Source organism: Geitlerinema sp. CS-897 (assembly GCF_028368005.1).
Classification (GTDB): Bacteria; Cyanobacteriota; Cyanobacteriia; order Cyanobacteriales; family Geitlerinemataceae; genus Baaleninema; species Baaleninema simplex.
This window is the reverse complement of record NZ_JAQNCQ010000147.1, coordinates 15,302-39,662: the sequence shown is the minus strand read 5'-3', so window position 1 is coordinate 39,662 and position 24,361 is coordinate 15,302. Positions and strand designations below refer to the sequence as shown.

The 24,361-nt window shown below is 50.3% G+C and carries 23 protein-coding genes and 1 pseudogene; 16 read left to right on the top strand and 8 right to left on the bottom strand.

All coding sequences use genetic code 11. From position 1 onward, the window contains the following. The 4 genes and pseudogenes from POG22_RS09250 to POG22_RS09235 all read left to right on the top strand — a co-directional run. Positions 1-216: pseudogene (locus POG22_RS09250) on the top strand (RNA-guided endonuclease TnpB family protein); the annotation flags it as partial. Positions 217-254: 38 nt separating this feature from the next. After that, complete coding sequence (locus POG22_RS09245; protein ID WP_498904887.1) at positions 255-1,148, top strand: polysaccharide deacetylase family protein; 894 nt, start codon at positions 255-257, stop codon at positions 1,146-1,148. Positions 1,149-1,180: 32 nt separating this feature from the next. Further along, positions 1,181-2,770 carry a DUF5009 domain-containing protein gene (locus POG22_RS09240; protein ID WP_498904886.1) on the top strand — a complete coding sequence of 530 codons (1,590 nt, stop codon included), beginning with the start codon at positions 1,181-1,183 and terminating at the stop codon, positions 2,768-2,770. Positions 2,771-2,854: 84 nt separating this feature from the next. After that, positions 2,855-3,430 carry a Uma2 family endonuclease gene (locus POG22_RS09235; protein ID WP_498904885.1) on the top strand — a complete coding sequence of 192 codons (576 nt, stop codon included), beginning with the start codon at positions 2,855-2,857 and terminating at the stop codon, positions 3,428-3,430. Here the strand turns inward: POG22_RS09235 and POG22_RS09230 are convergent, their stop codons facing one another. Then, entirely contained in the window at positions 3,431-4,030 is a 600-nt protein-coding gene (locus tag POG22_RS09230) for a TetR/AcrR family transcriptional regulator (RefSeq protein WP_498904883.1), read from the bottom strand. A gap of 180 nt (positions 4,031-4,210) precedes the next feature. Here POG22_RS09230 and POG22_RS09225 point away from each other — a divergent pair, with 180 nt between their 5' ends. The 6 genes from POG22_RS09225 (at position 4,211) to POG22_RS09200 (ending at position 11,122) form a co-directional block, all read left to right on the top strand. Then, positions 4,211-5,533: an HlyD family secretion protein gene (locus POG22_RS09225; protein ID WP_498904881.1), complete on the top strand. Its 1,323-nt coding sequence runs from the start codon at positions 4,211-4,213 to the stop codon at positions 5,531-5,533. Positions 5,534-5,651: 118 nt separating this feature from the next. Continuing rightward, positions 5,652-6,830, top strand: coding sequence for an ABC transporter permease family protein (gene devC, locus POG22_RS09220; RefSeq protein WP_498904880.1), 1,179 nt, complete (start codon positions 5,652-5,654; stop codon positions 6,828-6,830). Positions 6,831-6,952: 122 nt separating this feature from the next. Beyond that, entirely contained in the window at positions 6,953-7,699 is a 747-nt protein-coding gene (locus tag POG22_RS09215) for a DevA family ABC transporter ATP-binding protein (RefSeq protein WP_498904878.1), read from the top strand. 26 nt (positions 7,700-7,725) lie between these two features. Continuing rightward, complete coding sequence (locus POG22_RS09210) at positions 7,726-9,453, top strand: helicase HerA domain-containing protein (RefSeq protein WP_498904876.1); 1,728 nt, start codon at positions 7,726-7,728, stop codon at positions 9,451-9,453. A gap of 3 nt (positions 9,454-9,456) precedes the next feature. Then, a complete protein-coding gene (locus POG22_RS09205) occupies positions 9,457-9,891 on the top strand; it encodes a DUF29 family protein (RefSeq protein ID WP_498904874.1) in 435 nt (144 codons plus the stop codon). A gap of 34 nt (positions 9,892-9,925) precedes the next feature. Beyond that, positions 9,926-11,122, top strand: coding sequence for a DNA cytosine methyltransferase (locus POG22_RS09200; RefSeq protein ID WP_498904873.1), 1,197 nt, complete (start codon positions 9,926-9,928; stop codon positions 11,120-11,122). Here the strand turns inward: POG22_RS09200 and POG22_RS09195 are convergent. Further along, positions 11,119-11,670 carry a hypothetical protein gene (locus POG22_RS09195; RefSeq protein ID WP_498904871.1) on the bottom strand — a complete coding sequence of 184 codons (552 nt, stop codon included), beginning with the start codon at positions 11,668-11,670 and terminating at the stop codon, positions 11,119-11,121. The genes POG22_RS09200 and POG22_RS09195 overlap by 4 nt on opposite strands. Before the next feature lie 438 nt (positions 11,671-12,108). After that, positions 12,109-12,684 (bottom strand): hypothetical protein, encoded by a 576-nt coding sequence (locus POG22_RS09190; protein WP_063715613.1) that lies wholly within the window; start codon positions 12,682-12,684, stop codon positions 12,109-12,111. Positions 12,685-12,886: 202 nt separating this feature from the next. On the opposite strand from POG22_RS09190, the gene POG22_RS09185 reads away from it, so the two are divergent. The 4 genes from POG22_RS09185 (at position 12,887) to POG22_RS09170 (ending at position 14,807) form a co-directional block, all read left to right on the top strand. Beyond that, positions 12,887-13,129, top strand: a complete 243-nt coding sequence (locus POG22_RS09185; RefSeq protein WP_063715612.1) for a 2TM domain-containing protein — start codon at positions 12,887-12,889, stop codon at positions 13,127-13,129. Between the two features lie 70 nt (positions 13,130-13,199). Next, on the top strand, positions 13,200-13,397 hold the full coding sequence (gene petP / locus POG22_RS09180) for a cytochrome b6f subunit PetP (protein ID WP_026097671.1): 198 nt from the start codon (positions 13,200-13,202) through the stop codon (positions 13,395-13,397). 114 nt (positions 13,398-13,511) lie between these two features. Then, positions 13,512-13,700, top strand: a complete 189-nt coding sequence (locus tag POG22_RS09175; RefSeq protein WP_498904869.1) for a hypothetical protein — start codon at positions 13,512-13,514, stop codon at positions 13,698-13,700. A gap of 18 nt (positions 13,701-13,718) precedes the next feature. Beyond that, on the top strand, positions 13,719-14,807 hold the full coding sequence (locus tag POG22_RS09170) for a Get3/ArsA fold putative tail anchor-mediating ATPase NosAFP (protein ID WP_498904868.1): 1,089 nt from the start codon (positions 13,719-13,721) through the stop codon (positions 14,805-14,807). A 59-nt stretch (positions 14,808-14,866) separates the two neighbouring features. Here POG22_RS09170 and POG22_RS09165 read toward each other — a convergent pair whose 3' ends face one another. Further along, entirely contained in the window at positions 14,867-15,274 is a 408-nt protein-coding gene (locus tag POG22_RS09165) for a hypothetical protein (RefSeq protein ID WP_063715610.1), read from the bottom strand. A gap of 24 nt (positions 15,275-15,298) precedes the next feature. Between POG22_RS09165 and POG22_RS09160 the strand changes: the two genes are divergently transcribed. Together POG22_RS09160 and POG22_RS09155 are read left to right on the top strand one after the other, a co-directional pair. Then, on the top strand, positions 15,299-18,127 hold the full coding sequence (locus POG22_RS09160; protein ID WP_498904867.1) for a cation-translocating P-type ATPase: 2,829 nt from the start codon (positions 15,299-15,301) through the stop codon (positions 18,125-18,127). 131 nt (positions 18,128-18,258) lie between these two features. After that, positions 18,259-20,049 carry an SLC13 family permease gene (locus POG22_RS09155; protein ID WP_498904865.1) on the top strand — a complete coding sequence of 597 codons (1,791 nt, stop codon included), beginning with the start codon at positions 18,259-18,261 and terminating at the stop codon, positions 20,047-20,049. Between the two features lie 9 nt (positions 20,050-20,058). On the opposite strand, the gene POG22_RS09150 is transcribed toward POG22_RS09155, so the two are convergent. From POG22_RS09150 to POG22_RS09135, 4 genes are all read right to left on the bottom strand, one after another. Then, positions 20,059-21,009 carry an alpha/beta hydrolase gene (locus POG22_RS09150; RefSeq protein WP_498904863.1) on the bottom strand — a complete coding sequence of 317 codons (951 nt, stop codon included), beginning with the start codon at positions 21,007-21,009 and terminating at the stop codon, positions 20,059-20,061. A gap of 357 nt (positions 21,010-21,366) precedes the next feature. Next, positions 21,367-23,226, bottom strand: a complete 1,860-nt coding sequence (locus POG22_RS09145; RefSeq protein WP_498904862.1) for a DUF6798 domain-containing protein — start codon at positions 23,224-23,226, stop codon at positions 21,367-21,369. 212 nt (positions 23,227-23,438) lie between these two features. Then, entirely contained in the window at positions 23,439-23,840 is a 402-nt protein-coding gene (locus POG22_RS09140; protein ID WP_063715607.1) for a hypothetical protein, read from the bottom strand. Between the two features lie 173 nt (positions 23,841-24,013). Continuing rightward, positions 24,014-24,349 carry a cupin domain-containing protein gene (locus POG22_RS09135; protein WP_063715606.1) on the bottom strand — a complete coding sequence of 112 codons (336 nt, stop codon included), beginning with the start codon at positions 24,347-24,349 and terminating at the stop codon, positions 24,014-24,016. Between the last annotated feature and the right edge of the window lie 12 nt (positions 24,350-24,361).

Sequence of the window (24,361 nt, the reverse complement as noted above, 5' to 3'; positions counted from 1 at the left end):
ATCGAAAATGCCTGTGGAGTCGAGGCGACGGGGGATCGGGTCACTGATTCTAGTTGGCTGGCTGTGAAGCAGGAAATCTTTGGGGCGACCCAAGGAATCTCCCTGCATACCCGGAACGGGTTGCTGGGAGAGGATGTCAAAGTAAGAAGTGATTTATCGACGGCAACCCGCCGTCTTTCTCGTACTCGCCTCGATCGACGCGATCGCTTCGCCTGAATTGTTCGAGTTCCCCCTTTTCTGTTTCGCAAACTTCTATGAAACTGCTATTCGATGGTTGGAAAGACTTCAAGCGTCGCAAACTTTTTAAAACAGTTACAGTTATTGTTTTAGCCTTTTTATTCGGACTCGGTTTATTTCGGATTTCCACAGAACTTCTTTTTGAAGAAATTCCAGTATTCGGATTTCACGATATTATCGATCGCGACAATCCCCAAGAACGCCCCCCCGATCGCCTCGAGTGGAGTAGCGACTATTTCAAACAGGATTTTGAAGCATTTCTCACACAACTCGTTCGCAAAAACTACTGGTTTCTGACGACCGAAGAACTTTACGATTACTTTTTAGCCGATCCACCCAAGCCGATTCCGTCTGAAAAACGCAAACAGAAAAAAGTTTTAATTAGCTTTGACGACGGTTATAAAAGCGCTCACCAAAATATTTTACCGATTTTAGAAAAGCTCGATCGCACCTACAATACGCCAATTAAAATCGTTTGGTTTATCAATCCCGCTTTTATGGGAATTCCTGGAACTGCCCTCGATCGCGCCAGTTGCCAAGACTTCCGTACCGGACTCGCTAAAGGGTATTACGACTTACAATCTCACACCTCAAATCACGAAAATCTCACGACACTCGACTCAAAAGACCTCAAAAAAGAACTGCTCGGATCTCAAAAATTACTTCGAGCCTGCACGGAAAATTTAGATCCAACAAACCAAGTCGCAAATCATTTAGCATATCCCTTTGGTGCTGTCAATAGATTTGCGTTAAAAGAAGTTAAGAAATATTATAAATCCGGCTATCTTTACAACGGCAAAACCTTACGAATCGACTGGTTTCGCGATCGCTACTTTCTCCCTCGCATCACAGTCAACCGCAACCACAGCGTCGAGCAACTGTTAAACATTGCCTCGGGAGGATGGCTTTGATCGTCGAGTAATGTCTTTTAGGTTAGGTTAGCTTGACGAACGCGATTTGGTTCCAAAAACTTTTTCAAAAACTCTTCCAAAAACTCTGTGTCCTCCGTGCCTCTGTGGTGAATCCCTCCCCAACCCTCGATCGAAAAAGGAGTCCGACCGTGACGCGGGAAAATCCAGTTTCAAAACGTGCCGACGCTCTCGATGCCTTACGGGGAATTGCCGTTTTAGCGATGGTGTTTTCCGGCATTATTCCCTTTGGTGGCGTCCTTCCCAGTTGGATGTACCACGCCCAAGTTCCGCCCCCCGAACATATTTTTAATCCCGACGTTCCCGGTTTAACCTGGGTCGATTGGGTATTTCCCATTTTCCTCTTTTCGATGGGTGCGGCGATTCCCCTGGCGCAATCGCGACGACAGGAACGAGGTTGGCAATGGTGGCGCATCGTTCCCTCAATTCTCTGGCGAGGCGTCTCTCTGTTGGCGTTTGCGGTGTTTCTCCAACACCTGCGCCCCAATATTCTCGATCCGGCGTTGGGCGATTTACGCTGGTGGTTGGCCTTGTCGGGATTCCTCATTTTGGGCTTGGCGTTCGGGCGATTTCCCAAATGGGTTCCCGAGATCGCGCAAAAAGGCATCAACGTCGCCGGATGGCTGATGGGAATCCTGCTGCTGTCGCAGTTGCAATATCCCGATGGAAGCGGCTTTTCACCGACGCGAAACGACATTATTTTAGTCGTCTTGGCAAACGTGGCGGTGGTTGGGGCGTTGGTGTGGTGGTTGACGCGTCGTAGCGTGGCGTGGCGGTTGGGGGTGATGGCGTGGGTGTTGGCGTTGCTGTTTTCCTACAGCGAACCGGGATGGGTGAAGCAGGTGTTTTCGATGTCCCCGCTTCCCAGTTTGCTCAATTTCGCCTATTGGAAATATCTGCTGGTGGTTTTACCCGGAACGATCGTCGGCGATGGCGTGTTGCGGTGGATGAAGTCGTCGCAACCGGTTCCACCAGCTGAAGATATTGTCGAAACCTTGCAGGTCAAGCCCAGGGAGGAGGGGGCGACGGAGTGGCGGGGTTGGGAATACGGTGCGATCGCCCTTTTGGGAATTACCATCTCTCTGATTTTACTGGTGGGATTACAAGCTCGCTGGGTGTGGCAAACCACTGTTGTTAGCGCCATTTTGGGAGCGGTGCTGTTGCGTCTGGTGCGTTCTCCAGTCGATGCGACGGAACGGTTGCTGGCGACTTGCGGGCGGTGGGGCGTTTACTGGATTCTATTGGGGTTAGCTCTCGAACCCTATGAAGGCGGTATCAAAAAAGATCCCGCCACCTTAAGTTATCTGTTCGTCACTGTTGGGATGTCGGCGTTGTTGTTGGCGGCGTTATTTGTGGTGTCGGACGTATTTTGTCAAACCTGGGCGTTCGGTTTGTTCGTCGCTACCGGGCGCAATCCACTCGTGGGTTATGTGGGCTATGCCAATTTACTGTTACCGATTTTGACGCTGACGGGTTGGCGAGAAACCATTGAGGATTTTACGATGTCGCCGAGGCGAGGAGTCGTTCGGGCGGCGGTTTATACGCTAATTGTGGCGTTGCTGGCGAGTGGGATGACGCGGTTGCGCTGGTTTTGGAAAAGTTAAAATCACTGACAGCAAGGCGATCGCCCGTTTCTCGTCGGGCATAATGTCGGTAAAGGTTCGATCGCCCTCCCCGAAACTGATGCCATGACGAACGCTTTCACCCTCAACTCGTCGGCGTTACATCTGACAGAGGAACAGTTTTTTCAACTCTGTCAGGATAACCGCGAGGTGCAATTCGAGCGCAACGCCAACGGAGATCTCGTGATTATGCCCCCCACTGGCGGAGAAACCGGATATCGAAACGGACGCATTACGCAACAGCTTTTTAACTGGATAGACGTAGGGGGAACGGGAATCGCGTTTGACTCCTCGACGGGGTTTATCCTTCCCAACGGGGCGAATCGCTCTCCCGATGTGGCTTGGATTGCCAGCGATCGCTGGAACGCTTTAACGCCAGAACAAAAACAGCGGTTTCTCCCCCTTTGTCCCGATTTTGTGGTGGAGTTGCGATCGCCCAGCGATAACCTGGAAACGCTACAACGGAAAATGCAGGAATATCGCGATAACGGAACTCGACTCGGTTGGCTTCTCGATCCCTCCTCGAAAACTGTCGAAATTTACCGTCGCGATCGCGCCGTCGAAGTCTTACAACACTCTGACGAACTCTCAGGAGAAGACGTTTTACCGGGGTTTGTCTTGAAGCTCGATCGCATTTGGTAACTATTCAAACAGCGACTCGATCGCACAATCGATCACGCGTTCTGGCTCGATGGGAACCACTTCATCCCCGTACATTAAATTTTGAGAAATGACAAAGTGAATTAACGTACCCAAGAATACCCGCGCCGCTGCTTCGGCGTCAGTACATCTTAACGAAGGTTGTTCGGCGAGATATTGCGTCACGATTGTTAACGCTGGCTTGAAGAGGTTCCGAATGAAGGTTTGGGCGAGATGGGGAAACCGCCCGGATTCTCCGATAATCAGCCGCACGAAGGCTTTATAGTCGCTATCTTTGCCCACGTTATTCATTAATGTCATGGCAAATTGGCGTAAGACAACTTTCGGATCTCCTTGCAACGGTTGCGATCGCTGTACTTGGGCGAATTTGCGTTCCGCCAGTTGCTTCACTAACGCCTCGAACAAGCCTTCCTTGTCGCCGAAGTGGTTGTATACCGTGGCTTTCGAGACGCCTGCGGTTGCCGCTACCCGATCCATGCTCGTGGCAGCATAGCCGCGTTGGAGAAATTCTTTCATCGCACCGTCGAGGATTTGCTCGGCTTTTGGGGCGAGTTCGAGGGTTGGGACGTTTTTTTGAATCATGGTGCGTGTTTGGCGAGAAAACGGAATCGTTTTCGATCCCACTTTTAATTATACTATACGGTTTAGTTCAAATTCTAAAGAGTTGTGAATTTCATCAAAAATTAAACTACTCGGTTTAGTTTAGTGTTATACTCAAAAGTGAACTAAACCGTTCAGTTGCATTCGAGAGGTTCGACAGCAATGCGTGGCTTTGAACTCAGACAGGCTCCTACCTCCCTTCCGGTATCGAAAACGGCGATCGCCCTAATTTCCCTAGCATTACTGGGTTTAGGAGGAAGCATCGGGTACGCCCTAGTGCGCCTGAGTGCGTCTTCCTCCGAACCTGCTGCGGTGACAGAAGTTCAACCACCCCGCGTCGAAACCGTCACGGCGATGGGATGGATCGATCCCAAAGGAGAAACCATCGATCTCTCCGCCTCCCAATCCGCCGAAGGAAGCCGAGTCGATCGCCTCGAAGTCAGCGAAGGCGACTGGGTAGAACCCGGAGAAGTCGTCGCGATACTCGACAGCCACGATCGCAGACAAGCCGCCCTCGATCGCGCCCTCGCCGATGTCGAAATTGCCAGAGCGGAACTCGCACAAGTCGAAGCCGGGGCGAAAACCGGAGAAATCCGAGCGCAAGCGGCGAGATTCGATCGCAACCGAGCCGAACTCGACGGACAAATCGCCACCCAACGCGCCACCATCGCCAGTCTGCAAGCCACCCTCAACGGCGAACGGCGAGCGCAACAAGCCACCGTCGAACGGTTGCAAGCCGAGTTGCGCGTGGCGAACAAAGACTGTCAGCGATACGAACAGCTCTATCGAGACGGTGCGGTTTCCGAACAAGATCGCGATCGCACCTGTCTCGACGCCGTCAGCGTTCGCGAACGATTCAGCGAAGCCCAAGCCAACCTCGATCGCATCGTGAGTACCTACCAAGCCCAAATCGCCGAAGCCCAAGCCAACCTCGATCGCACCGTTTCCACCGTCGAGAGCGAAATCACCGAAGCCGAAGCCACCCTCGACGCCGTCGCCGAAGTGCGCCCCGAAGACGTGCGCCTCGCCGAAACCAAACTCATCTCCGCCCAAGCCGCCGTTACCCAAGCCGAAGCCGATTTAGAACTGTCGCTAGTGCGATCGCCCCAAGCTGGGCGAGTTCTGGAGATTTACACCCATTCCGGCGAAACCATCGCCCCAGAAGGAATCGTCAAAATCGGACAAACCGACGAGATGACAGTGGTAGCAGAAGTTTACGAAAGCGACGTTCGCAAAGTGCAAACCGGACAATCCGTCACCATCACCAGCGACGCTCTCCCCCAAGACTTACAGGGAACCGTAGAGCGTGTGGGTTGGCAAGTTTTGCGTCAAAGCGAACTCGATCTCGATCCCGCCGCCAACGTAGACGCTCGCGTTGTCGAAGTTCGCATCGCCCTCGACGAAAATTCCAGTGCGATCGCCGCTCCTTTTACCAACCTGCACGTCATCGCCGAAATTGCGTTAGACGAAGACAGTGAACAGTGAACAATCCGTAGGGTGCGTGACTTGAAAAATAGGGTGTCAATCGTAAGACCGAAAAATCGTCACGCACCGACAATGTATTTTCCCCCTCTCCCCACCTCCCCCTCGTCCCCTCATCCCCATGCTAAAGCTCATCAAATCCCTAAAACGCCGAACGCCGCTGGGGTGGTTGCAACTGAGCCACGAAAAAACCCGTTTGTTGGTGGCGTTAGCCGGAATCGCCTTTTCTGACATCCTGATTTTCATGCAGTTGGGATTTCAAACCGCTCTCTACGCCAGTAACACCCGACTGCAAAGCCACCTCGACGCCGATATCGTGTTGTTGAGTCCCAACGCTCGCAACCTCGTCAACTTATCCACGTTTCCCCGGAGTCGGTTGTATCAAGCGATGGACGTTCCTGGCGTCGAAACAGCCGATCCCATGTACGTGCAGTTTTCCGATTGGAAGAATCCCCAAACTCGGCAAAAAACCTCGATTTTGGTCATTGGCTTCAATCCCGATCGCCCGGCGTTCGAGTTACCGGAACTGCAAGAGTACGCCGACGAGATGAAACTTCCCAATACCGTGGCGTTCGATCGCAACGCCAGGGGAGCCTACGACGAAGCGATCGCGACGATCGATCGCGGTGAAACCGTCAAAACCGAACTGGAGAACCACACCCTCACCATCGCCGGATTGTACGAAATGGGGGCGTCTTTCGCCGCCGACGGAACCCTCATGACGAGCGATCGAAACTTTTTGCGACTGTTTCCCCGCCGTCGCCCCGGAGGAGTGAGCCTAGGAATTCTCCACGTCGAACCCGGACGAGATCCCGAAGCCGTCGCCCAAGCCCTCGACGCCTACCTTCCCAAAGACGTAGACGTTCTCACCAAAGAAGGCTTTATCGAATTCGAGAAACACTACTGGGCGACGAACACCGCCATCGGGTTCGTCTTCACCCTCGGTACCATCATGGGCTTCATCGTAGGAATCGTCATCGTGTACCAAGTACTTTCTACCGACGTGCGCGATCGCCTTCCCGAATACGCCACTTTCAAAGCGATGGGATATCGAAACCGCTATCTCCTAGGAATCGTGTTTGAAGAAGCCGTCATCCTCGCTTTCATCGGTTTCTTTCCCGGTGTCGGCGTTTCCCTGGGCTTATACGCCCTCACCCGCAACGCCACGAACCTACCTTTATATATGACGTTATTCCGAGCGATTCAAGTCCTCACCATCACCTTAATTATGTGCGGTATTTCCGGCGCGATCGCCACCCGCAAACTCCAAGCCGCCGATCCCGCCGATATTTTTGGATGAGTTGGCGGTGTACATTGGCGGTGCGTGACAGAGCGATCGGTCTAAGGATTTACACCCTATTTTTCAAGTCACGCACCCTACGACTCTGTTCCCGATTCCCTGTTCCCTATCAATTATCGAACATGGCTGCAATTACCATCGAACATCTCGACCATTACTTCGGACACGGGGCGTTACACAAACAAGTCCTGTTCGACATCAACTTAGAAATCGAAACCGGGGAAATCGTCATTATGACGGGGCCTTCGGGTTCCGGTAAAACCACGCTGCTAACGCTCATCGGGGCGTTGCGTTCCGTACAATCGGGGAGTTTGCGCGTGTTGGGGCGAGAACTCTGTGGAGCCAGCGAAAAGCAACTCGTCGCAGCCAGACGCCACAACGGATACATCTTCCAAGCCCACAACCTCCACCGCAGCCTCACCGCAGCGCAAAACGTGCAAATGGGGTTAGAGTTACATTCTCAGATTTCCCGACGGGAAATGGAAGAACGCGCCGCTCGTATATTAGAGCGAGTGGGATTGAGCGATCGCGCCGACTACTACCCCGAAAACCTCTCTGGCGGACAAAAACAACGGGTGGCGATCGCACGAGCGTTAGTCAGCCATCCGGCGATCGTCCTCGCCGACGAACCCACCGCCGCCCTCGACAGCCATTCCGGGCGAGAAGTGGTGAATTTGCTTCACGAACTGGCGAAAGAAGAAGGCTGTACCATCTTACTCGTCACTCACGACAACCGAATTTTAGATGTCGCCGATCGCATCGTCAGCATGGAAGACGGACGACTCACCGCCCAAAACGGACGAGCTGTCGAGAAGAACAACCGCCAAAACAAGGCCGATCCAATAAATACTGTTCTACAATCGACGTGAATTCCTCGCCTTAAAATCACGTCGGTATGACATTCGATCGCCCTCTCGGTTCCGTCATTCAAGGTTCGCTTAGCGACGGTTTAGAAGTTCGCCTTCACCCGGACGTTTCGGTTGAAGATATGCGCGTTGGTAAATTTCTCGTCGTACAAGGAACCCGCGCCCGTTTTTTCTGCTTGCTTACCGACGTATCTCTCGGAACCGCCAGCCAGCGCATTTCCGCCAATCCTCCCCAACCCGAAGACGACTTTTTACAATCGGTTCTCATGGGGGGCGGAACCTACGGAACTATCGAACTCAGTCCCATGCTGATGTTGTCGCTCAAGGACGAAAACGCCGCCCGCGACGTCCTCCGCAATCTGGAAAATAACGGCAGCAACGGCGCAAAACTGGCATCGTTTCAAGCCAATACCAGCGTCGATTTAGACTTACTTCCCGTTAAAACCATTCCCAGCCACTTTTCCCAAGTTTACGAAGCCCTAGATCGCGATTTTCGAGCGGTGTTTGGTTGGGAAGACGATCCCCAGCGAAAAAACTTTGCGATCGGGAAACCGTTAGATATGGAAGTTCCGGTTTGTTTAGACCTCGATCGCTTCGTCGAACGCAGTAACGGCGTCTTCGGAAAATCGGGAACCGGGAAATCCTTTTTAACCCGATTGTTGCTCTCTGGCGTCATTCGTAAAAACGCCGCCGTCAACCTCATTTTCGATATGCACTCGGAATACGGTTGGGAAGCACAATGTGAGGGAAAAAACATCAACACCGTCAAAGGATTGCGTCAACTGTTTCCCGGAAAAGTGGAAATGTACACCCTCGATCCTGAATCGACAACCGAACGAGGAATCAAAGGCGCACAGGAACTTTTACTGAGTTACGACCAAATCGAAGTTGAAGATATTTCGCTGGTTCAACGGGAGTTAAATTTATCGGAAGCCAGCATCGAAAACGCCATTATTTTACGGAATGAATTCGGACGAACTTGGATTTCTCAACTGTTGGCAATGGACAACGAAGAAATTCAAGAGTTTTGCGAAGTTCGACGAGGCAATAAATCCTCAATTATGGCGTTACAGCGAAAATTATTGCGCCTGGACGAACTGAAATATATTCGTAATACCTGTCCTCAAAACTACGTCAAACAAATTATCGAGTCGCTTGAAAACGGAAAGCACGTCGTTATTGAGTTTGGTTCTCAGTCGAATATGTTGTCTTATATGCTGGCAACCAACGTGATTACGCGACGCATTCACCGCCATTATGTCAAGCGATCGGAAAAGTTTTTAAGGACGAAAAACGTTGTTGATAAGCCTCAGCAATTGGTGATTACCATCGAAGAAGCTCACCGTTTTCTCGATACAGCTTCTGTTCGCAGTACCATTTTTGGAACGATCGCCCGAGAAATGCGAAAATATTTCGTAACGCTGTTAGTCGTCGATCAACGTCCTTCGGGAATTGACAACGAAGTCATGTCGCAAGTGGGAACGCGGATTACAGCATTGTTGAACGATGATAAAGATATTGAAGCCATTTTTACAGGAGTTTCTGGCGGACAAAATTTGCGATCGGTGTTGTCGAAATTGGATTCAAAACAACAGGCGTTGGTGTTAGGACACGCCGTTCCGATGCCGGTTGTGGTTCGGACTCGTCCTTACGATGAAGACTTTTACCGTGAAATCGGCGATTTGGATTTAGATTCAATGAAAACAGAAGAGGTTTTAGAAGCCGCAGAAACAGCAAAATCAGATTTGGGATTCTAAACGATGGAAGAACTATTAGAACTCAAAGAACTCCTGCATCGAGGTCGCGTAGACGAGGCGTTGATGCTGGTAGAAGAACTTGAGGAAATGAGCAAATCGGACAAACTGAATAAGATTTTCAGCTATGGTGTTGTTTTGTTGTTGCATCTCATCAAACAAGAAGCAGAGCAACGCATAACGCGATCGTGGGAGGTTTCGATTAAAAATTGCGTGAAGCAGATTCAGCGAACCAACCAACGGCGGAAATCAAAAGGAACCTATTTAACGAAAGACGAATTACGAGAAACGTTGGAAGACGCTTACGAGTTGGCGTTGGAAAAAGCGGCGTTAGAGGCGTTTGAGGGGCGTTACGAAGCTGAAGAGATTGGGAAAATGGTAGAGTTTGAAAAGATTGTTCAAAAAGCGATCGATCGAGTTGAAAATATTTCAAATTCGTGATATAATCAGAACTCAATCAATTTACAATTGAAGCGTGTCAACTTATCGAGGCTGGAATCTCAGCGAAGCAGAGCGGGAAAAATACCGACAAATCTCGAAGGCGTCGAGTCAAGCGAAAGCAAAAGCCATGCGAGGTCAGGGAGTTGCCCCAGTTCATGAGATTAACCAGCCGAAATTAAATCCCGAGAATTTAATGCCTCAATTGCCTAAAAATGGCTTGCGATCGCTTTCTTTATTTAGTGGTGGTGGCGGTTTAGATTTAGGGTTCGATCGCGCTGGATTTCAACATACCGCATCCTATGAAGTCTTAGAAGACGCCGGAAAAACTCTCAAACGCAATCGATCGAACTGGACGGTTTTTTCTGGCGACGCTGGCGATGTCCGAAACGTGGATTGGACGCCCTATCGCGGCGAAGTAGATGTAATTCACGGCGGTCCGCCCTGTCAACCGTTTTCAATCGCCGGACGCCAAGAAGGAAAACAGGACAATCGCGATATGTTTCCCGAATTCGTTCGTGCAATTTTAGAGCTGTCGCCTCGTGCGTTTGTTGCAGAAAACGTCTCTGCATTATCGAGCAAAAAATTTAACGATTACGTCTTTCACGAAATCCAAAAACCACTCTTAAATCGATACAACGTCCTCAAAATTGTGTTATACGCCCCAGATTTCGGTATACCACAATCGAGAAAGCGCGTCTTTTTTATTGGATTTCAAGAAAAACGATATTTCCAAAAATTTGTCAAACCGCAGCCTCTTTACGACTGGCAACATTTAAATTCTAAGAAAAACAACTTACAACGCGATCGGAATTCCCTTCAACTCAACTTATTTGAAGGCGAAACTTCAGTTTTAAAAACCTGTATGGGTGTTCGAGAAGCCTTGGGACTTCCCGATATTGGTTTTGACGCCCTCGCCCCCACCCTCCGTAGCGGATTAACTGGCCCCCGTCACACGACCTCAATTCTCAATAGTTCTTCAGCTCAAACCCTATGGAGAAAGCTACAAATTTGGCCGAACGGTGTCGCTGAAACCCGCGAAAATGCCCGATTGTTTGTGGCCAAAAACAAACACTTTCGCCTGTCAGTTCCCGACTGTGCGATTTTGCAAGGATTTCCCGAATCTTGGAAATTTTGCGGAGCGGTTTATATGGCGTTGGGACAAATTGGAAATGCGGTTCCGCCACCGTTAGGGTATCACGTGGCTCGTGCGATCGAGCGTGCGTTGTCTTAAAGAGCATCTCGAACGAGTTCTCGCAACCGTTCAGCATGACACTCTGTAATTTGTTCCCAATTTTGAAAATACGATCCTGGAATATGGGGATTATTTAACGTCGAACCGCGTTCGATTAAATATTGACAGCGATCGCGTAAAATTTCTAGCATTCGGCTTGTAGAATATCCATTCTCAAGATCCATTTTGGCTCGATATTCACTAAAAGTATATTGACGCTTGTGTAATGCTTTAGCATCATCGAGCGTATAACTCGATTTCTCTCCTAAAATTCGATATAAATCAGAGAGTTGCAATCGTTCGGGGGTGATTCGAGAAAGCTGAATGTCAGGTGCGATATATCGAGCTTTTTCTTGAATCCAAGGTTCCATCATCTGCGGAGATGCATACAGACAATAGCGAAGCGATCGACCGCCTTTGTCGTAAAATCCAAACAGCCAATGTTTACCTTGCCATTTTCGTACGTGGTCGAAATTGAAATCTCGAACAGTCGTGACAGAAAATTTTGTAGTCGATTTTAGTTCAAATGGAATCTCTCGTCCGTCCAACTCTAAAATGGCATCGATTCCGCTACGAGTCGGATTTTGAGGTTTTCTCAGATTAAATAACTCGATAAGTTCGTTTTCGCGTCGATCGTCTTGTACGGACATTTTTGAATTGGCGAATAAAGACTTGAATTATAGCGATACTGAAGACAGTTTAAGGCGATGAAATACCTAATTTTTTGGAGTGCATCTCAAAAATGTAAATTTATCAGATCGGAGTCTCTGCACTGAATTTGAGGTAAGTTGGGTGGAGCGATAGCGAAACCCAACTTACCTCAAATTCATATTTTTACATAGTGAGAAGTACCCCACAGAGAGAAGCTTGTCGGGTTGGGAAAAACCAGTATTTGAGAGTCGGAGTTTATCCGAAATCCGACTCTTCTACGATCCGAAAATCATTGCGGCTAAAGCCGCGATGAGTGTCAAAGTCGTCTACGAGCGTTAATATCCGAAACTAATGTCGTCTACGGCTAACTCTCCATCGAACGCGTAAAACGTGACGCGATGAATGTTGGGGGCTTTAACGATGAGTTGATAGTTAGGGGGGGTCGTCTTTTTGCTGTCGGCGAGGTTCGACGAGGGGAGTTCGGCGCGGGCGATCGTTTCTCCAAGATGGTTGTACGCCGACATCGCGGTAATTCTGGAACTGGTGATGAATCCCGATACGAACTGAACGGGATGGCTGAATTTCAACTCGAGAAATCCATTTTGAGGCGCACCCATCAGTAAGATTTCGCCTGAGTGGGTGGGATAGGCGGGATTCGACGGACAAACGGCGATCGCGTTGTCGAATTGGACGCCCCACCGTGCGAATTGATCTCGCACGACTTCAAAACGTTCTAAGCCTTCAAAGTCGAGGCGTACGCAGGCTGGAAGCAGGGAGCTGTAAGTTCGGTCTGTAGAACCTTGTCGTTCGACTCGAGCGATCGTGCTGTTCGTGGCAGCAGTGCGATCGCCCTCTAGCCATCTCGACGCGGTGTCGAAACCATCCCAGGGATAAATGCTTGATTCTAGCATAGTCTTGTCCGATGCTGTAAACCCACGCAAATGCTGGCGCGAGACCCGTGACGATCTTTGGCGATCGAAGTTTTCTCTAGGCTTCGATCGTTTGTTAGGTGAGGGGTTTTACCCCTCATCCAAATTTTATCAGACTGTCAAGGACGAGGTTATGTACAATCGATACCGTTACGTTCGTTTTTAAGCCTTATTTATTTATTGTATGCCTCCCAAATGGCCTGGAAAACCCGACCCGAAAGACCCGGCGTACCGACGCTTGGGCGATCGCATCAATTTCGCCTTGCACGTAGCAATTTTCGCCGCTGGTAATTCCGGCGCTTGGTTTTTCTACACCCTCTATGGTATCGACGAACCTTGGACGCTTTGGGCGAGTGCGATTTGGGGTGCAGTCTTGTTCGCTCACGGCGTTTACGTCTTCGGACTGGCAAACTACTCCCAATCTTAAGTCGGTCTGGGAAGAAACCCTGATACACTATGGGGTGGTTTTATCGAAAACACAGGTTAATCGAACTGTGATGGAAGTAGGTCAAAAGGTTAAAGTGCGTCGGATTCGCGATCGCGTCCCGAGCGACATCGTTAGTCAAATCAAACAAAATCCCGTCGGAACGGTTTCTGAGTACAAAATGGTCGATGGCAGTGGTATCGGCGTCGTCGTGACGTTCGATCGCGGCTTTTCGACCTGGTTTTTTGAAGACGAACTCGAACCCGCGTAAACGATTGCAACGATCGATATAGGGGGGGGACGGTAACATCAATTCCGAGCCCCCCTTTTTCAGCGAGCAGTGAGCAGTGAGCAGTGAGCAGTGGAGACAGTTTTCAGTAGGTACGTGACGATCGGTCTCACGATCGCTCGTCACGTACCGCCAACTGCCTTCGTGCGAGGGGGTGAGAGTTTGCCCGATCGCTTTTATTTAAAATTAGCTCTAAGGCTTGCTGAATCAGGAATTTGGGGAATTTTGGGAGGGAGAGGCGATCGCGCTGAAGGGGGGCGATCGCGCTATCTTCAGAAATTGTAACGATATGTATTTCTTTTTATGGCACAGATTCTGACATTTCTAGGAAAAGGCGGTACCGGACGCACCACCCTGGCCATCGCCACGGCGAAATACCACGCCAGCTTCGGACGGCGCGTGTTACTTGCCAGTCAAGGATCGGGCCCCGAATTTAGCTTGCTGCTGGGGGCGTCGGTGGCCTCGGAACCGACGGAAATCGAGCCGAACTTGCAGGCGATTCAGTTTTATACGCCCTATATGCTCGAGCAAGGGTGGGAACAGGTGAAGAGTTTAGAGGCGAAATATCTACGAACGCCGTTTTTTAAGGAAGTCTACGGACAAGAACTGGCGGTTTTACCGGGAATGGATAGCGCCTTCGCCATCAACGCCGTGCGGGAGTACGATGCGAGCGGGAAATACGATGTCATCGTCTACGATGGAACCGGCGATCGCGACACGCTGCGAATGTTGGGAATCGCAGAAATTGCAGGCTGGTATCTGCGCCGTTTTCGCCAGGTTCTCGAGGGTTCGGATATCGTGCGGGCTTTGTCGCCGTTCGTGCAACCGGTGAGCAGTGCCGTGTTAAACGTCGATTGGTCGCAAACGGAGTTTACCCCCGATCGGCTCGACGATTTACTCGGTGAGGGCAAACAGACGCTCTCCAATGCCAAACGGATCGCAGCCTATTTGGTGACGACGGACGATCCGGCGGCGATCGCCGTGGCAAAATACCGTTGGGGGGAAGCCCAACAAATCGGCTTGACGGTCGGGGGCATCGTTCTCAATCGCAGGAGCTTCAGCGAGACGATCGCGGCGGAATTTGCCCCGCTGACGCTGAGTGCAGTTCCCACCAAAGTCGGCGACGACTGGCAGCCGATTATTGAAAATTTACCGGATTTCGAGAGTATCGCCAATGCCCCGAAACCGATGGAAATCGACCTCGCCGCGCAAACGGTACGGTTGTTCTTGCCGGGATTCGATAAAAAACAAGTCAAACTGATTCAGTCGGGGCCCGAGGTGACAGTCGAAGCTGGGGAACAACGGCACAATATCTTTTTACCCCCGGCGTTGCAGGGTAAGTCCGTGAAAGGGGCGAAGTTTCAGAATCAGTATCTGACGATTTCGTTCTAGTCGGTGCGTGACGCGGAAAGGCGATTTTAAGGTCTACATCCCCAGCATTTGCAGCCGCGTCACAGCACGACCACTCGGTGGGTTTCGAGGCGTCGCTGGTGATTGTAGCGGGTTCGTTCGTCAAGCACAAGCCGAAGTCGAACGTGGCTAAGCTTCCGGTGCCGATGGCGAACCAGCGATCGCAGGCACGATTTGCGAATTACGGCTTCCCCGAACAAGCTTAACCCAAAGCCGACAGATAGCAATCCGGCGATACCTTTAGTGAGCCACAGTTGGCGTTCTCGTTTCATGGGGCGCGGCAGAATAGACAACCAGAGCGATCGTACGGCCAGTTTGAGGGACGGCGCGATCTCGAACTGGGGAAACTCCCGCGATCGCAGTAGTTGTTTCGGGCGAAAACTCTCTATGCTGGGAATATCGCGGATCGTCTTGCCCGAACCGACACCGGGCCCCCAACGGTCCGTCACCGATGCCGCGATCGCCTTCGCATTATGGCCTTTTCTCCGCCTTCTCCAAACCCGACGGGCTACGACCCCTCGCGAGCGTGGCACGCCCTCAGCCCCCACGACGCCCTCACTTTCCTCGACAGCGACGCCGAACGAGGATTGACGGACGCGCAAGTCCGCCAACGCCTGCAAGTTTTCGGTTGGAACGAAATCCGAGAAACAGCCGGTCGCAGCAACCTCGTCATTTTGTGGGAACAGTTTACCAACGTCATGTTGCTGATGCTGATGGGCGTCGCCATCGTCTCGGCACTGTTAGATTTGCGTCAGGGAATTTTTCCCCGAGATGCCGTCGCAATTTTCGCCATCGTCATTCTCAACGCAATTTTAGGCTTCTTCCAAGAAAGTCGAGCTGAAAAAGCCCTAGCCGCCCTCAAACGGCTGTCTGCGCCCCAAGTGCGCGTCGTCCGCAGCGGTATTTCCAGCGAAATTGCGGCCAAAGAACTGGTTCCCGGCGATATCGTTCTCCTCGAAACAGGGGGGTCTGTGGCGGCGGACGCGCGTTTGCTGGAGACCCGAAGTTTATCCGTCCGCGAAGCGGCTTTAACTGGGGAGTCGGAAGCCGTTAACAAACAGGCCGATCTCCGCTGTCATGAAGAGGCGGCGTTGGGCGAGCGATCGAACTTGGTGTTTCAAGGGACTGAAATCGCCAGCGGCCGCGGCCGGGCTGTGGTGACGAAAACCGGCATGAACACTGAAATCGGACAGATCGCGACGCTATTGCAATCGGTCGAAAGCGAAGCGACTCCCCTGCAACAGCGCATGGCGGAACTGGCCAACGTTCTGGTTCTCGGTTCCCTGCTGTTGGTGGCGTTCGTCGTGAGCGTCGGCGTGTTGCAAACTGGATGGAGTCAGTTTCGGGCGTTGTTGGAAGTGTCACTGAGTATGGCGGTGGCGGTAGTTCCCGAAGGACTTCCCGCCGTGGTCACGGTGACGTTAGCCATCGGAACCCAGCGCATGGTGCGTCACAACGCTCTGATTCGCAAACTGGCGGCGGTGGAAACCTTGGGATCGGTGACGACGATTTGCTCGGATAAAACCGGAACGCTGACCCAAAATAAAATGGTGGTGCAGTGGGTGCAGACGGGGACGCAGAACCTGAGCGTGACGGGAGAGGGCTACCAGCCAAGCGGTCAGTGGCGCGAACGAACGCCGTTACACGATCGCGATCGCCCTTCGGACCCGATCGTCGATCGCACTCACCCCGACCTACAACGGTTGTTGTACGCCTGCATTCTCTGTAACGACGCGCTGTTGAAACAAAGCGGCAATACTTGGGACGTTATCGGAGATGCCACCGAAGGCGCGTTGCTGTCTCTGGCGGGAAAGGCCGGGTTGTTCCGCGAAGCGATCGCCCCGAAAATGCCTCGCATTGCCGAAATTCCCTTTTCCTCCGAACGCAAGCGGATGTCCGTGACGGTCAAACGACCGGATATCGAATCGAACGAAGACGCCCCCTATCTCCTCATGATGAAAGGCTCTCCCGAGGTGGTGTTAGAGCGGTGTACTCAGGTGCGACGGGGCGATCGCGCCCATCCCCTCAGCAAGCGCGGCCGCCGAATTTTGCTCGATCGCAGCAATCGCATGGCGGCCCGAGGGTTTCGCGTTTTGGGCTTGGCCGAACGCCCCCTCGACACCCTCCCTGACAGCGACGCTGACGCCCTCGAACAACAGCTCGTTTGGCTGGGTTGGGTGGGAATGCTCGACGCCCCGCGCCCGGAAGCCCAAGACGCCGTAGCGCGCTGTCGAGAAGCGGGAATTCGTCCGGTGATGATTACCGGCGACCACCGCCTCACCGCCCAAGCGATCGCCTACGATTTGGGCATCGCGCGACCGGGCGATCGCGTCCTCACCGGGCAAGAGTTAGATCGCTTGTCTCCAGACGCCCTCGAGGAACAGGTCGATCTCGTCAGCGTGTACGCCCGAGTTTCCCCCAAACACAAACTCGACATCGTCCGCGCCCTGCAAAAGCGGGGTCGGATCGTCGCCATGACGGGAGACGGCGTGAACGATGCCCCCGCCCTCAAACAAGCCGACATCGGCATTGCTATGGGGTTAACCGGAACTGACGTGAGTAAGGAAGCTAGCAATACCATCTTGCTCGACGATAACTTCGCCACCATCGTCAGAGCCACCGAAGAAGGGCGCGTCGTCTACGACAACATTCGCCGTTTCATCCGCTACGTTTTAGGTAGCAACGTCGGGGAAGTGTTGACCATCGGTTCGGCGCCCCTCCTCGGCTTGGGGGGCGCTCCCCTCTCTCCGCTACAGATTCTCTGGATGAACCTCGTCACCGACGGACTTCCTGCTTTAGCCTTAGCTATGGAACCGGCCGAACCCAAGGTGATGGAGCGTCCCCCGTACAGTCCCCACGAAAGTATTTTTGCTCGGGGGCTGGGGGTGTATATTCTCCGCATCGGCGTTGTGTTTTCGGTATTGACGATCGCCTTGATGACTTGGGGATACCGCTACGCTCACAGTTTCGGTGACCCCGATCGCTGGAAAACTATGGTGTTTACGACGTTGTGTTTGGCGCAAATGGGTCACGCGTTAGCGGCGCGATCGACCACGCAACTGACGGTCGAACTGAACCCGCGATCGAATCTCTACGTTTGGGGCGCGGTTATCCTGACGACAGTGTTACAACTGATGTTGATTTACGTGACGCCGTTGCGGAACTTTTTCGGAACCTATCTGTTAAGTCCACTGGAACTTGCGGTATGTTTCGGATTTAGTCTGTTGGTGTTCGTGTGGCTCGAGGGAGAAAAACTCCTTTATCGGTGGCTTTCTCGGCGTAAAAAAACACGGGCGTTATAACTCGACTTCAACGGTGTATTGTCGGATCTCGTCTGGTTGTCAAATTTGTTAGAACAGCTATCTCTGACGGTTTCCAGAGTGTCGCGACCTCTGACACTTTCCTCACTTTACTCTCTTTTTAGTTCGTCTGTATGAAAATTGTCTTAATGCTTGCCATTTTGGGACTGGCGTTAATTTCGTTTGCAGCGGAATGGTTGCCCGTCGATATCACTGCGCTCGTCGTGGCGATCGTGTTGATGTTATGTGGTTTGGTGTCGCCAGAAGAAGGGATTTCGGGGTTTGGTAACTCCGCGACGATTACTGTCATGGCCATGTTCGTTCTCAGTGCGGGCGTGACGCGCACGGGAGTCGTTCAGATCGTGCGAGACGGACTGTTGAAGTGGGGCGGAAAACAGATTTCTCGACAAATCTTAGTAATGGGAGGAATTGTCGGCCCCATCACTGCGTTTATCAACAATACGGCGGTGGTCGCGATTTTTCTTCCTATTGTTGAAAGTTGGTGTAAGCAGCGTCAAATTTCCGTGTCGAAGCTATTAATTCCCCTATCTTACAGTACGGTACTCGGAGGAATGTTAACGCTGATCGGTACTTCGACGAATATTTTGGCGAGTGGGTTGTCGAAGCAATTGGGATATGGGGAATTCAGCTTGTTTGAATTTACGCCCGTCGGGATCGCAACCTTCGCGATCGGGTTGATGTATTTATCTTTCGTCGCGCCTTACCTACTTCCCGATCGCAAACCCCTCGATGGCGATTCGATCGAAGACGATTATGGCTTAGAAGATTACATCAGTGAAATGGTCATTCCACCGGGGTCGATCGCCATTGGAAAAACATTAAGAGAAAGTGAAATTCAACGAAAATTCGACTTGTCTGTCCTCGAAATTATTCACGATGGCATTCATTTTTCGCAACCCCTCGCTGACAAAACTTTATCTGCTGGGGATGTGTTAATCGTTCGCGGTAGTCGAGATAATTTGTTAAACGTTCGCGACGAACGAGGGATTGAAATTTTAGCAGATATGAAATTCAACAAGAAAACTGTTGAAGATGAAATTAGTTCTGGAGAAGAGAAAGTCGCTGAAGTCTTGATTTTGTCGAACTCGCGGTTGATCGGAACGACACTAAAAGATTTACGTTTTCGACAACGTTATAACGCTACCGTTCTCGCCATTCGTCGCGGACAGGAACTCATTCGCGATCGCCTGGGGAAAATTCCTCTTCGTTTTGGAGATCTGCTGTTAGTTCAAGGTCCGAAAGATAGCTTTATTGGCTTGCAAACAACGCGAGAACTGCTGGTATTAGAAGAACGAGAAGTTGAAACCCTGCGACAAGATAAAGCTAAAATTGCGCTCGCGATCGTATTGGGAGTCGTGGTTCTGGCTGCGTTTAACATTCAACCCATTCTAGTCAGCAGTTTATTAGGGGTTGTTTTGATGGTAATTACCGGTTGTCTCAAGCCGGGAGAAATTTACGGTGCAGTGCGTTGGGATATTATTTTTCTGTTAGCGGGTTTGATTCCCCTTGGCATTGCGATGGACAATTCTGGGGCAACCGAATGGCTGGCAGAAAAGTTAGTGTCTGTTGGCGGTCATCTGTCGGGATATTGGATTTTAACGTTTTTCTATTTGGCGACGAACTTACTGACGGAGGTGTTATCGAACAACGCTTCAGTGGTGTTGATGATTCCGGTGGCAGTAGAAGTTGCAGAATCTTTAGGTCTCAATCCTCTGGCGTTTATGTTCGCCGTGACGTTTGCCGCCTCCAACAGTTATTTAACGCCCATTGGCTATCAAACGAACACGATGGTTTACGGACCGGGGGGATATAAGTTTTTGGATTTTACCCGAGTTGGCGCGATTTTAAACTTGGTTTTAACCTTCTTTACGCCTTGGGTTATCGTGCAACTTTACGGGTTATAAGATGCCAAGTTACCGGTTTACAGCATCTACTAGATCGAGTATGGCTCTGTAAAATTCCTCGCGATCGAAGCGATCGCCATTGTTGTGACCTGCATTGGGAACTAGCAACAGTTGTTTGGGTTCGGAGGCGGCGGCGTACAGTTCCTCGCTCATAGACGCCGGAATCAGGGGATCGTCGAGTCCGTGAACGAACAAAATAGGAATTTCGATCGCTTTTACCTTGTCGATGGAGTTAAACTTCTCCGTTAGCAACACTCCCACGGGAACGAAACGCGATCGAGGATGTAACCGAACGATATCCGTCATGGAGGTAAAGGAGCCTTGAACGATCGCACCGCCTGCGTTGGGGTGGCGAACCGCTAAATCGACGGCGACAGCGCCGCCGAGAGAATGGCCGTAGATGATAATATCGCGAGGGGCGATCGCCCGCTCTGCAATCAAATAATTCCAAGCTGCCTCAGCATCCCGATACACCGACGACTCGCTGGGATAGACACCTTCACTTCGACCGTAGCCGCGATAGTCTACCAACAACACGGAAAATCCAATCTGGTTCAACCGATAGGATTGAGTCACGTTTGTACTGACGTTAAAGCCGTTTCCATGGAAGTATACTAGCGTTCCCAAAGTGGCGTCGGGGTTGGGCATCCACCAACCGTGTAGACGTTCGGGTTCTCGAAACGGTCGTTCGACGGGAATCCAAACATCCTCGTAATAAAGTCCGTGGACGGCGGGGGTTCGAACTAGGTCGGGAGTGGGTCGAAAAATGAGATAGCGTTGTCCGAGGAGCAGAACCAGGCAAACGAGAAGGTAAAGGCTCAGGACGATTGTGAACAGGGTTTGAAACAGCAATTTCAAACGGGGGAGCGATCGCCAGCGGCGAACCACCAGCAGCAAAACCCCGAGAACGACGAGAGAAATTAGGAGTTTTCCGACGATTATCCAAAGTTCGAGACTCATACAATTTGATGCCAAACGCTTCGTTTCAAACAACTTCACCAGGACAGTTCGGAACTCCAGATAAAGTGGGAACGTCTAAGAGGTCGCTTTTTCCCCGATTGGAACGGTCGTATCAACGGGTGCATCTCAAAAATGTAAATCTACACGAGAGAATAGGAATTTCAGCCTCAAATCCTCATGTTTTTGCAAAAGAGAGATGCACCCGTATCAACCGTGTCTCCCCAACGGGCAATTATCGTCAGCTAGGCTTCGATCTCGTACTTATAAGAATTTTGGAAAATTGCGATCGAAGTTGTCCGTTCTACATTTCTAGTGAAAGACTGTTTTCGCTTTAGCGATCGCTCCAAAGCGTTAGGTTTAACTCCGCTCTCGTTCGGGCAATTCGTACACCACCCAATCTCCCTCTTGCGACAGGCTGACATGGGGAAGATCGGAATGCCAATCGCGGCGCGTTAAGATATGCGTTGCACCATATTTTCTGGCAATGTCAACGAGATCGCGACTACTCCGTTGGCGATACAAGTCATTGGCTTCTAATATTCCTGGCTTCAGATTTCGAGTGCCTAAGATTGTAAAAGTTCGTTCTTTCCAAGTTAAAATTCCGCGATTGGTGTAGGGAAAACTTCTAATATCCCAAACTGTCGATCTCCGAGAATAGTAGCGAAAACTGAAAGCCTGGGGTGGTGTTAATACTAAGACATCGAGAGGGCTAGTTTCTTGAAACTGAACAGCTAACTTTTGAAGATCGGACTTCCGGTAATAAATTTGAACGCGCGAGTCGAACCACGGCCAGTATCGTCCTAGTTTTTTAGTTAAGCCCAAACCCAAAAACAGAGTTTGAAAGCTAAATAAAAAAAGCAGTGCGATCGAGCTATATTTTGGATGCAAAGAAATCCAATCTAGCCATGCGGGGACTGTTAAAACTATAAATAGAAAGAGAGTCCACGATGCGTCGAGTTCCAAGTCAGTAAGACTATAAATAACAATAATACAAACTGTACTTATCAAAAACAGTAAATATTTAGAGCTGAATTCCCGCGTCCCATCGCGCTTTAAACTGAGAACTACAATGGTCGAAATAATGAGAAAAGGAAGCGTACTTCCAGATATCGAAGCATCGTAAATCAAAACACTCACGATCGATACAGGAACGAGTGCGAACTTTCGAGATTCGAGACAGTCTTCTAGAATCGCACAAATTCCTACAAGAACAGCTAATTGCGAGAAAGGTGTCGTTCTGGACAGTTGAAGTTTTGCAAAAAAAGCTACGGGAAAAACTTCGACGAAAACATAATTTATCCCTAACGCTAAAAACATCGATGTAATAACGAGCAGCAAGTCTCGCTTAGCCTGGAATGCTAAATTTCGACTTTCTATGATAAGTAAAAGTCCAGCAATATAAAAGAGTAGCAGATTTATCCAGTCTGCGATCGGCCAGTAAGACGGAACGATATGATGAGGATGTCTTAAATATCCATAAATATGAATAAATTCAGGATTTGAAATTGAAAATTCTCGATTAGCCGGACTGAGCTGTATCGGAATATAAACGAGCGAAACAAATAAAGCCAAAACACCGAAAGAGAGGGCTGCTGACTTCCAGTTTTTGTTTTTCCAAGAGTTAAGTAATAAGCTCGCCCCAAACAAGCAGCCTGGAAGAAATCCTACTAAAAACTGAATCAATGTTGCTAAGCCAAAGAAGAAATATCCTTGTATCCATTGATGCTTGAAGCAAAAGTAAATTCCCCAAATTGCTAATCCCATTGCATAGATAGCAGGAATGGGTTCTCTACGAAACAGATCGACGATTCCAATCGTTCCGCTAGTCACTGTTAAGGCTAAAAAAGGTAACGTGCATTGAGCGAGTCTCGATTGAAAGAAATATTTCCCAATGGCATACAGTCCTCCTACAAACGAGAAAAAGGACAGACAGTATAAGAGCAAATAGCTATGGGTTAAGCTGAAACCGAGACGCCAGAAAAAAACAACGAGGAATTGATAGTAAATTCTCGGACTAAATTGAAGGTTTTCTAATACATAATAATCGCGAGAATAGAGTTCTGGTATGGTACGTGCGACAACCGGCGGTATTTCAACTTCGTTATTGAGAGAGGGAAAAATGTATCCGTAAATCCATAACCCTATAACTAAAGCAACTAAATATGCTAATATTTTGGATGTTTTATTGATGCTAAAAATGAATCGATCTTGTTTCATTTTTTTAATTTTTTGTTTTTTTACGAGTCTTTATACTATTTTTTTCTGGATTTTAGATCGAGTCTAGAGGAGGTGATTTTTTTATCGGCGCTATCCAAGCTTTGATATTCATAGGAACTCAACACTTAACGCTTCGTTTTGAATCACTTCACGACGAAGACGCGGAACTCCAGATAAGGTGGGGAAGGGTAACAGTCAATATCGTTTCTGAGTTAGCGATCGATCGCGAACAGGGTATCCAAATCTCTGAGGGTGTAAAGGGCAAAACACGCCGCTAACATCGGCCAGGCGGCGAAGAAGAGGAGATTGACGTCCTGATAGGGGGCGAGATATTTGGAAAACGCCGAGAGTGTGGAAACGGCGTGGAAGAGAAAGACCAAGCCGTAGGTGATGCGCTTGCGCCAACCGAGGAGAAAACCCACGACGATCGCCAGTTGCACGGCACCGATAATGTAAATGACGGTATCGTTCAAACCACCGATGAAGTAAAAGGTTTTAAAAACGGCGGCGGCGTGTTCCGGTTGTATGAATTTGTCCAGCGACCACACGAGCATCACCAGGAAGACACTCAAACGCAGCAGAAACAGAGTCAGGGAAATTCGGCGATCGCTCATGAGGATTTCGTTGTCGAACGACGCCTCGATTCTAGCCTGCTTTGTCTGGCGGGTTGGATGACAAGTCGGTCGGGAAATCGCGCTCGAGTTCCCGATATTTCGTCAAAAAAACCCGGCTTTTCGTTCAAACCGGGGTTCTCAATTCAATTCGACGGAAATGCGATCGCCCGTTTTTAAGAAGTCGCCGAAAGCGTCAGTAAAAACGACAAATTCGACGACGCTTGCAGAGCGTGGGGGGCGTTGGCTGCCATGAAGACGAACGTTCCAGGGTCGAGAGAAATCACGTCGCCGTTGAGGATAAGCGTTCCCGTTCCCTCCAAAACGTGAACCGTGGCGTTCCGGGTGGCCGTATGTTCGCTAATTTCAGTGCCTTCCGCCAAACAAAACAGGGTGTACTGACAAGCCGAATCTTGAAACACGACTTTACTCAACACCCCCGCTTCGGGATATTCGAGGCGATCGCGCAAATTCAGCACGGGACTGTGAGCTGAAATCAAATGGGTTGTCATAGGGTTCTCCTA

What these genes read in the sequence shown, in the direction of transcription:
- POG22_RS09160 (WP_498904867.1), top strand. Translation starts at nt 15,299, where the DNA reads ATGGCCTTTTCTCCGCCTTCTCCAAACCCGACGGGCTACGACCCCTCG.
- POG22_RS09210 (WP_498904876.1), top strand. Translation starts at nt 7,726, where the DNA reads ATGACATTCGATCGCCCTCTCGGTTCCGTCATTCAAGGTTCGCTTAGC.
- POG22_RS09205 (WP_498904874.1), top strand. Translation starts at nt 9,457, where the DNA reads ATGGAAGAACTATTAGAACTCAAAGAACTCCTGCATCGAGGTCGCGTA.
- POG22_RS09170 (WP_498904868.1), top strand. Translation starts at nt 13,719, where the DNA reads ATGGCACAGATTCTGACATTTCTAGGAAAAGGCGGTACCGGACGCACC.
- POG22_RS09230 (WP_498904883.1), bottom strand. Translation starts at nt 4,030, where the DNA reads ATGATTCAAAAAAACGTCCCAACCCTCGAACTCGCCCCAAAAGCCGAG.
- POG22_RS09150 (WP_498904863.1), bottom strand. Translation starts at nt 21,009, where the DNA reads ATGAGTCTCGAACTTTGGATAATCGTCGGAAAACTCCTAATTTCTCTC.
- POG22_RS09245 (WP_498904887.1), top strand. Translation starts at nt 255, where the DNA reads ATGAAACTGCTATTCGATGGTTGGAAAGACTTCAAGCGTCGCAAACTT.
- POG22_RS09225 (WP_498904881.1), top strand. Translation starts at nt 4,211, where the DNA reads ATGCGTGGCTTTGAACTCAGACAGGCTCCTACCTCCCTTCCGGTATCG.
- POG22_RS09185 (WP_063715612.1), top strand. Translation starts at nt 12,887, where the DNA reads ATGCCTCCCAAATGGCCTGGAAAACCCGACCCGAAAGACCCGGCGTAC.
- petP (WP_026097671.1), top strand. Translation starts at nt 13,200, where the DNA reads ATGGAAGTAGGTCAAAAGGTTAAAGTGCGTCGGATTCGCGATCGCGTC.
- POG22_RS09190 (WP_063715613.1), bottom strand. Translation starts at nt 12,684, where the DNA reads ATGCTAGAATCAAGCATTTATCCCTGGGATGGTTTCGACACCGCGTCG.
- POG22_RS09145 (WP_498904862.1), bottom strand. Translation starts at nt 23,226, where the DNA reads ATGAAACAAGATCGATTCATTTTTAGCATCAATAAAACATCCAAAATA.
- POG22_RS09235 (WP_498904885.1), top strand. Translation starts at nt 2,855, where the DNA reads ATGACGAACGCTTTCACCCTCAACTCGTCGGCGTTACATCTGACAGAG.
- POG22_RS09155 (WP_498904865.1), top strand. Translation starts at nt 18,259, where the DNA reads ATGAAAATTGTCTTAATGCTTGCCATTTTGGGACTGGCGTTAATTTCG.
- POG22_RS09140 (WP_063715607.1), bottom strand. Translation starts at nt 23,840, where the DNA reads ATGAGCGATCGCCGAATTTCCCTGACTCTGTTTCTGCTGCGTTTGAGT.
- POG22_RS09135 (WP_063715606.1), bottom strand. Translation starts at nt 24,349, where the DNA reads ATGACAACCCATTTGATTTCAGCTCACAGTCCCGTGCTGAATTTGCGC.
- devC (WP_498904880.1), top strand. Translation starts at nt 5,652, where the DNA reads ATGCTAAAGCTCATCAAATCCCTAAAACGCCGAACGCCGCTGGGGTGG.
- POG22_RS09215 (WP_498904878.1), top strand. Translation starts at nt 6,953, where the DNA reads ATGGCTGCAATTACCATCGAACATCTCGACCATTACTTCGGACACGGG.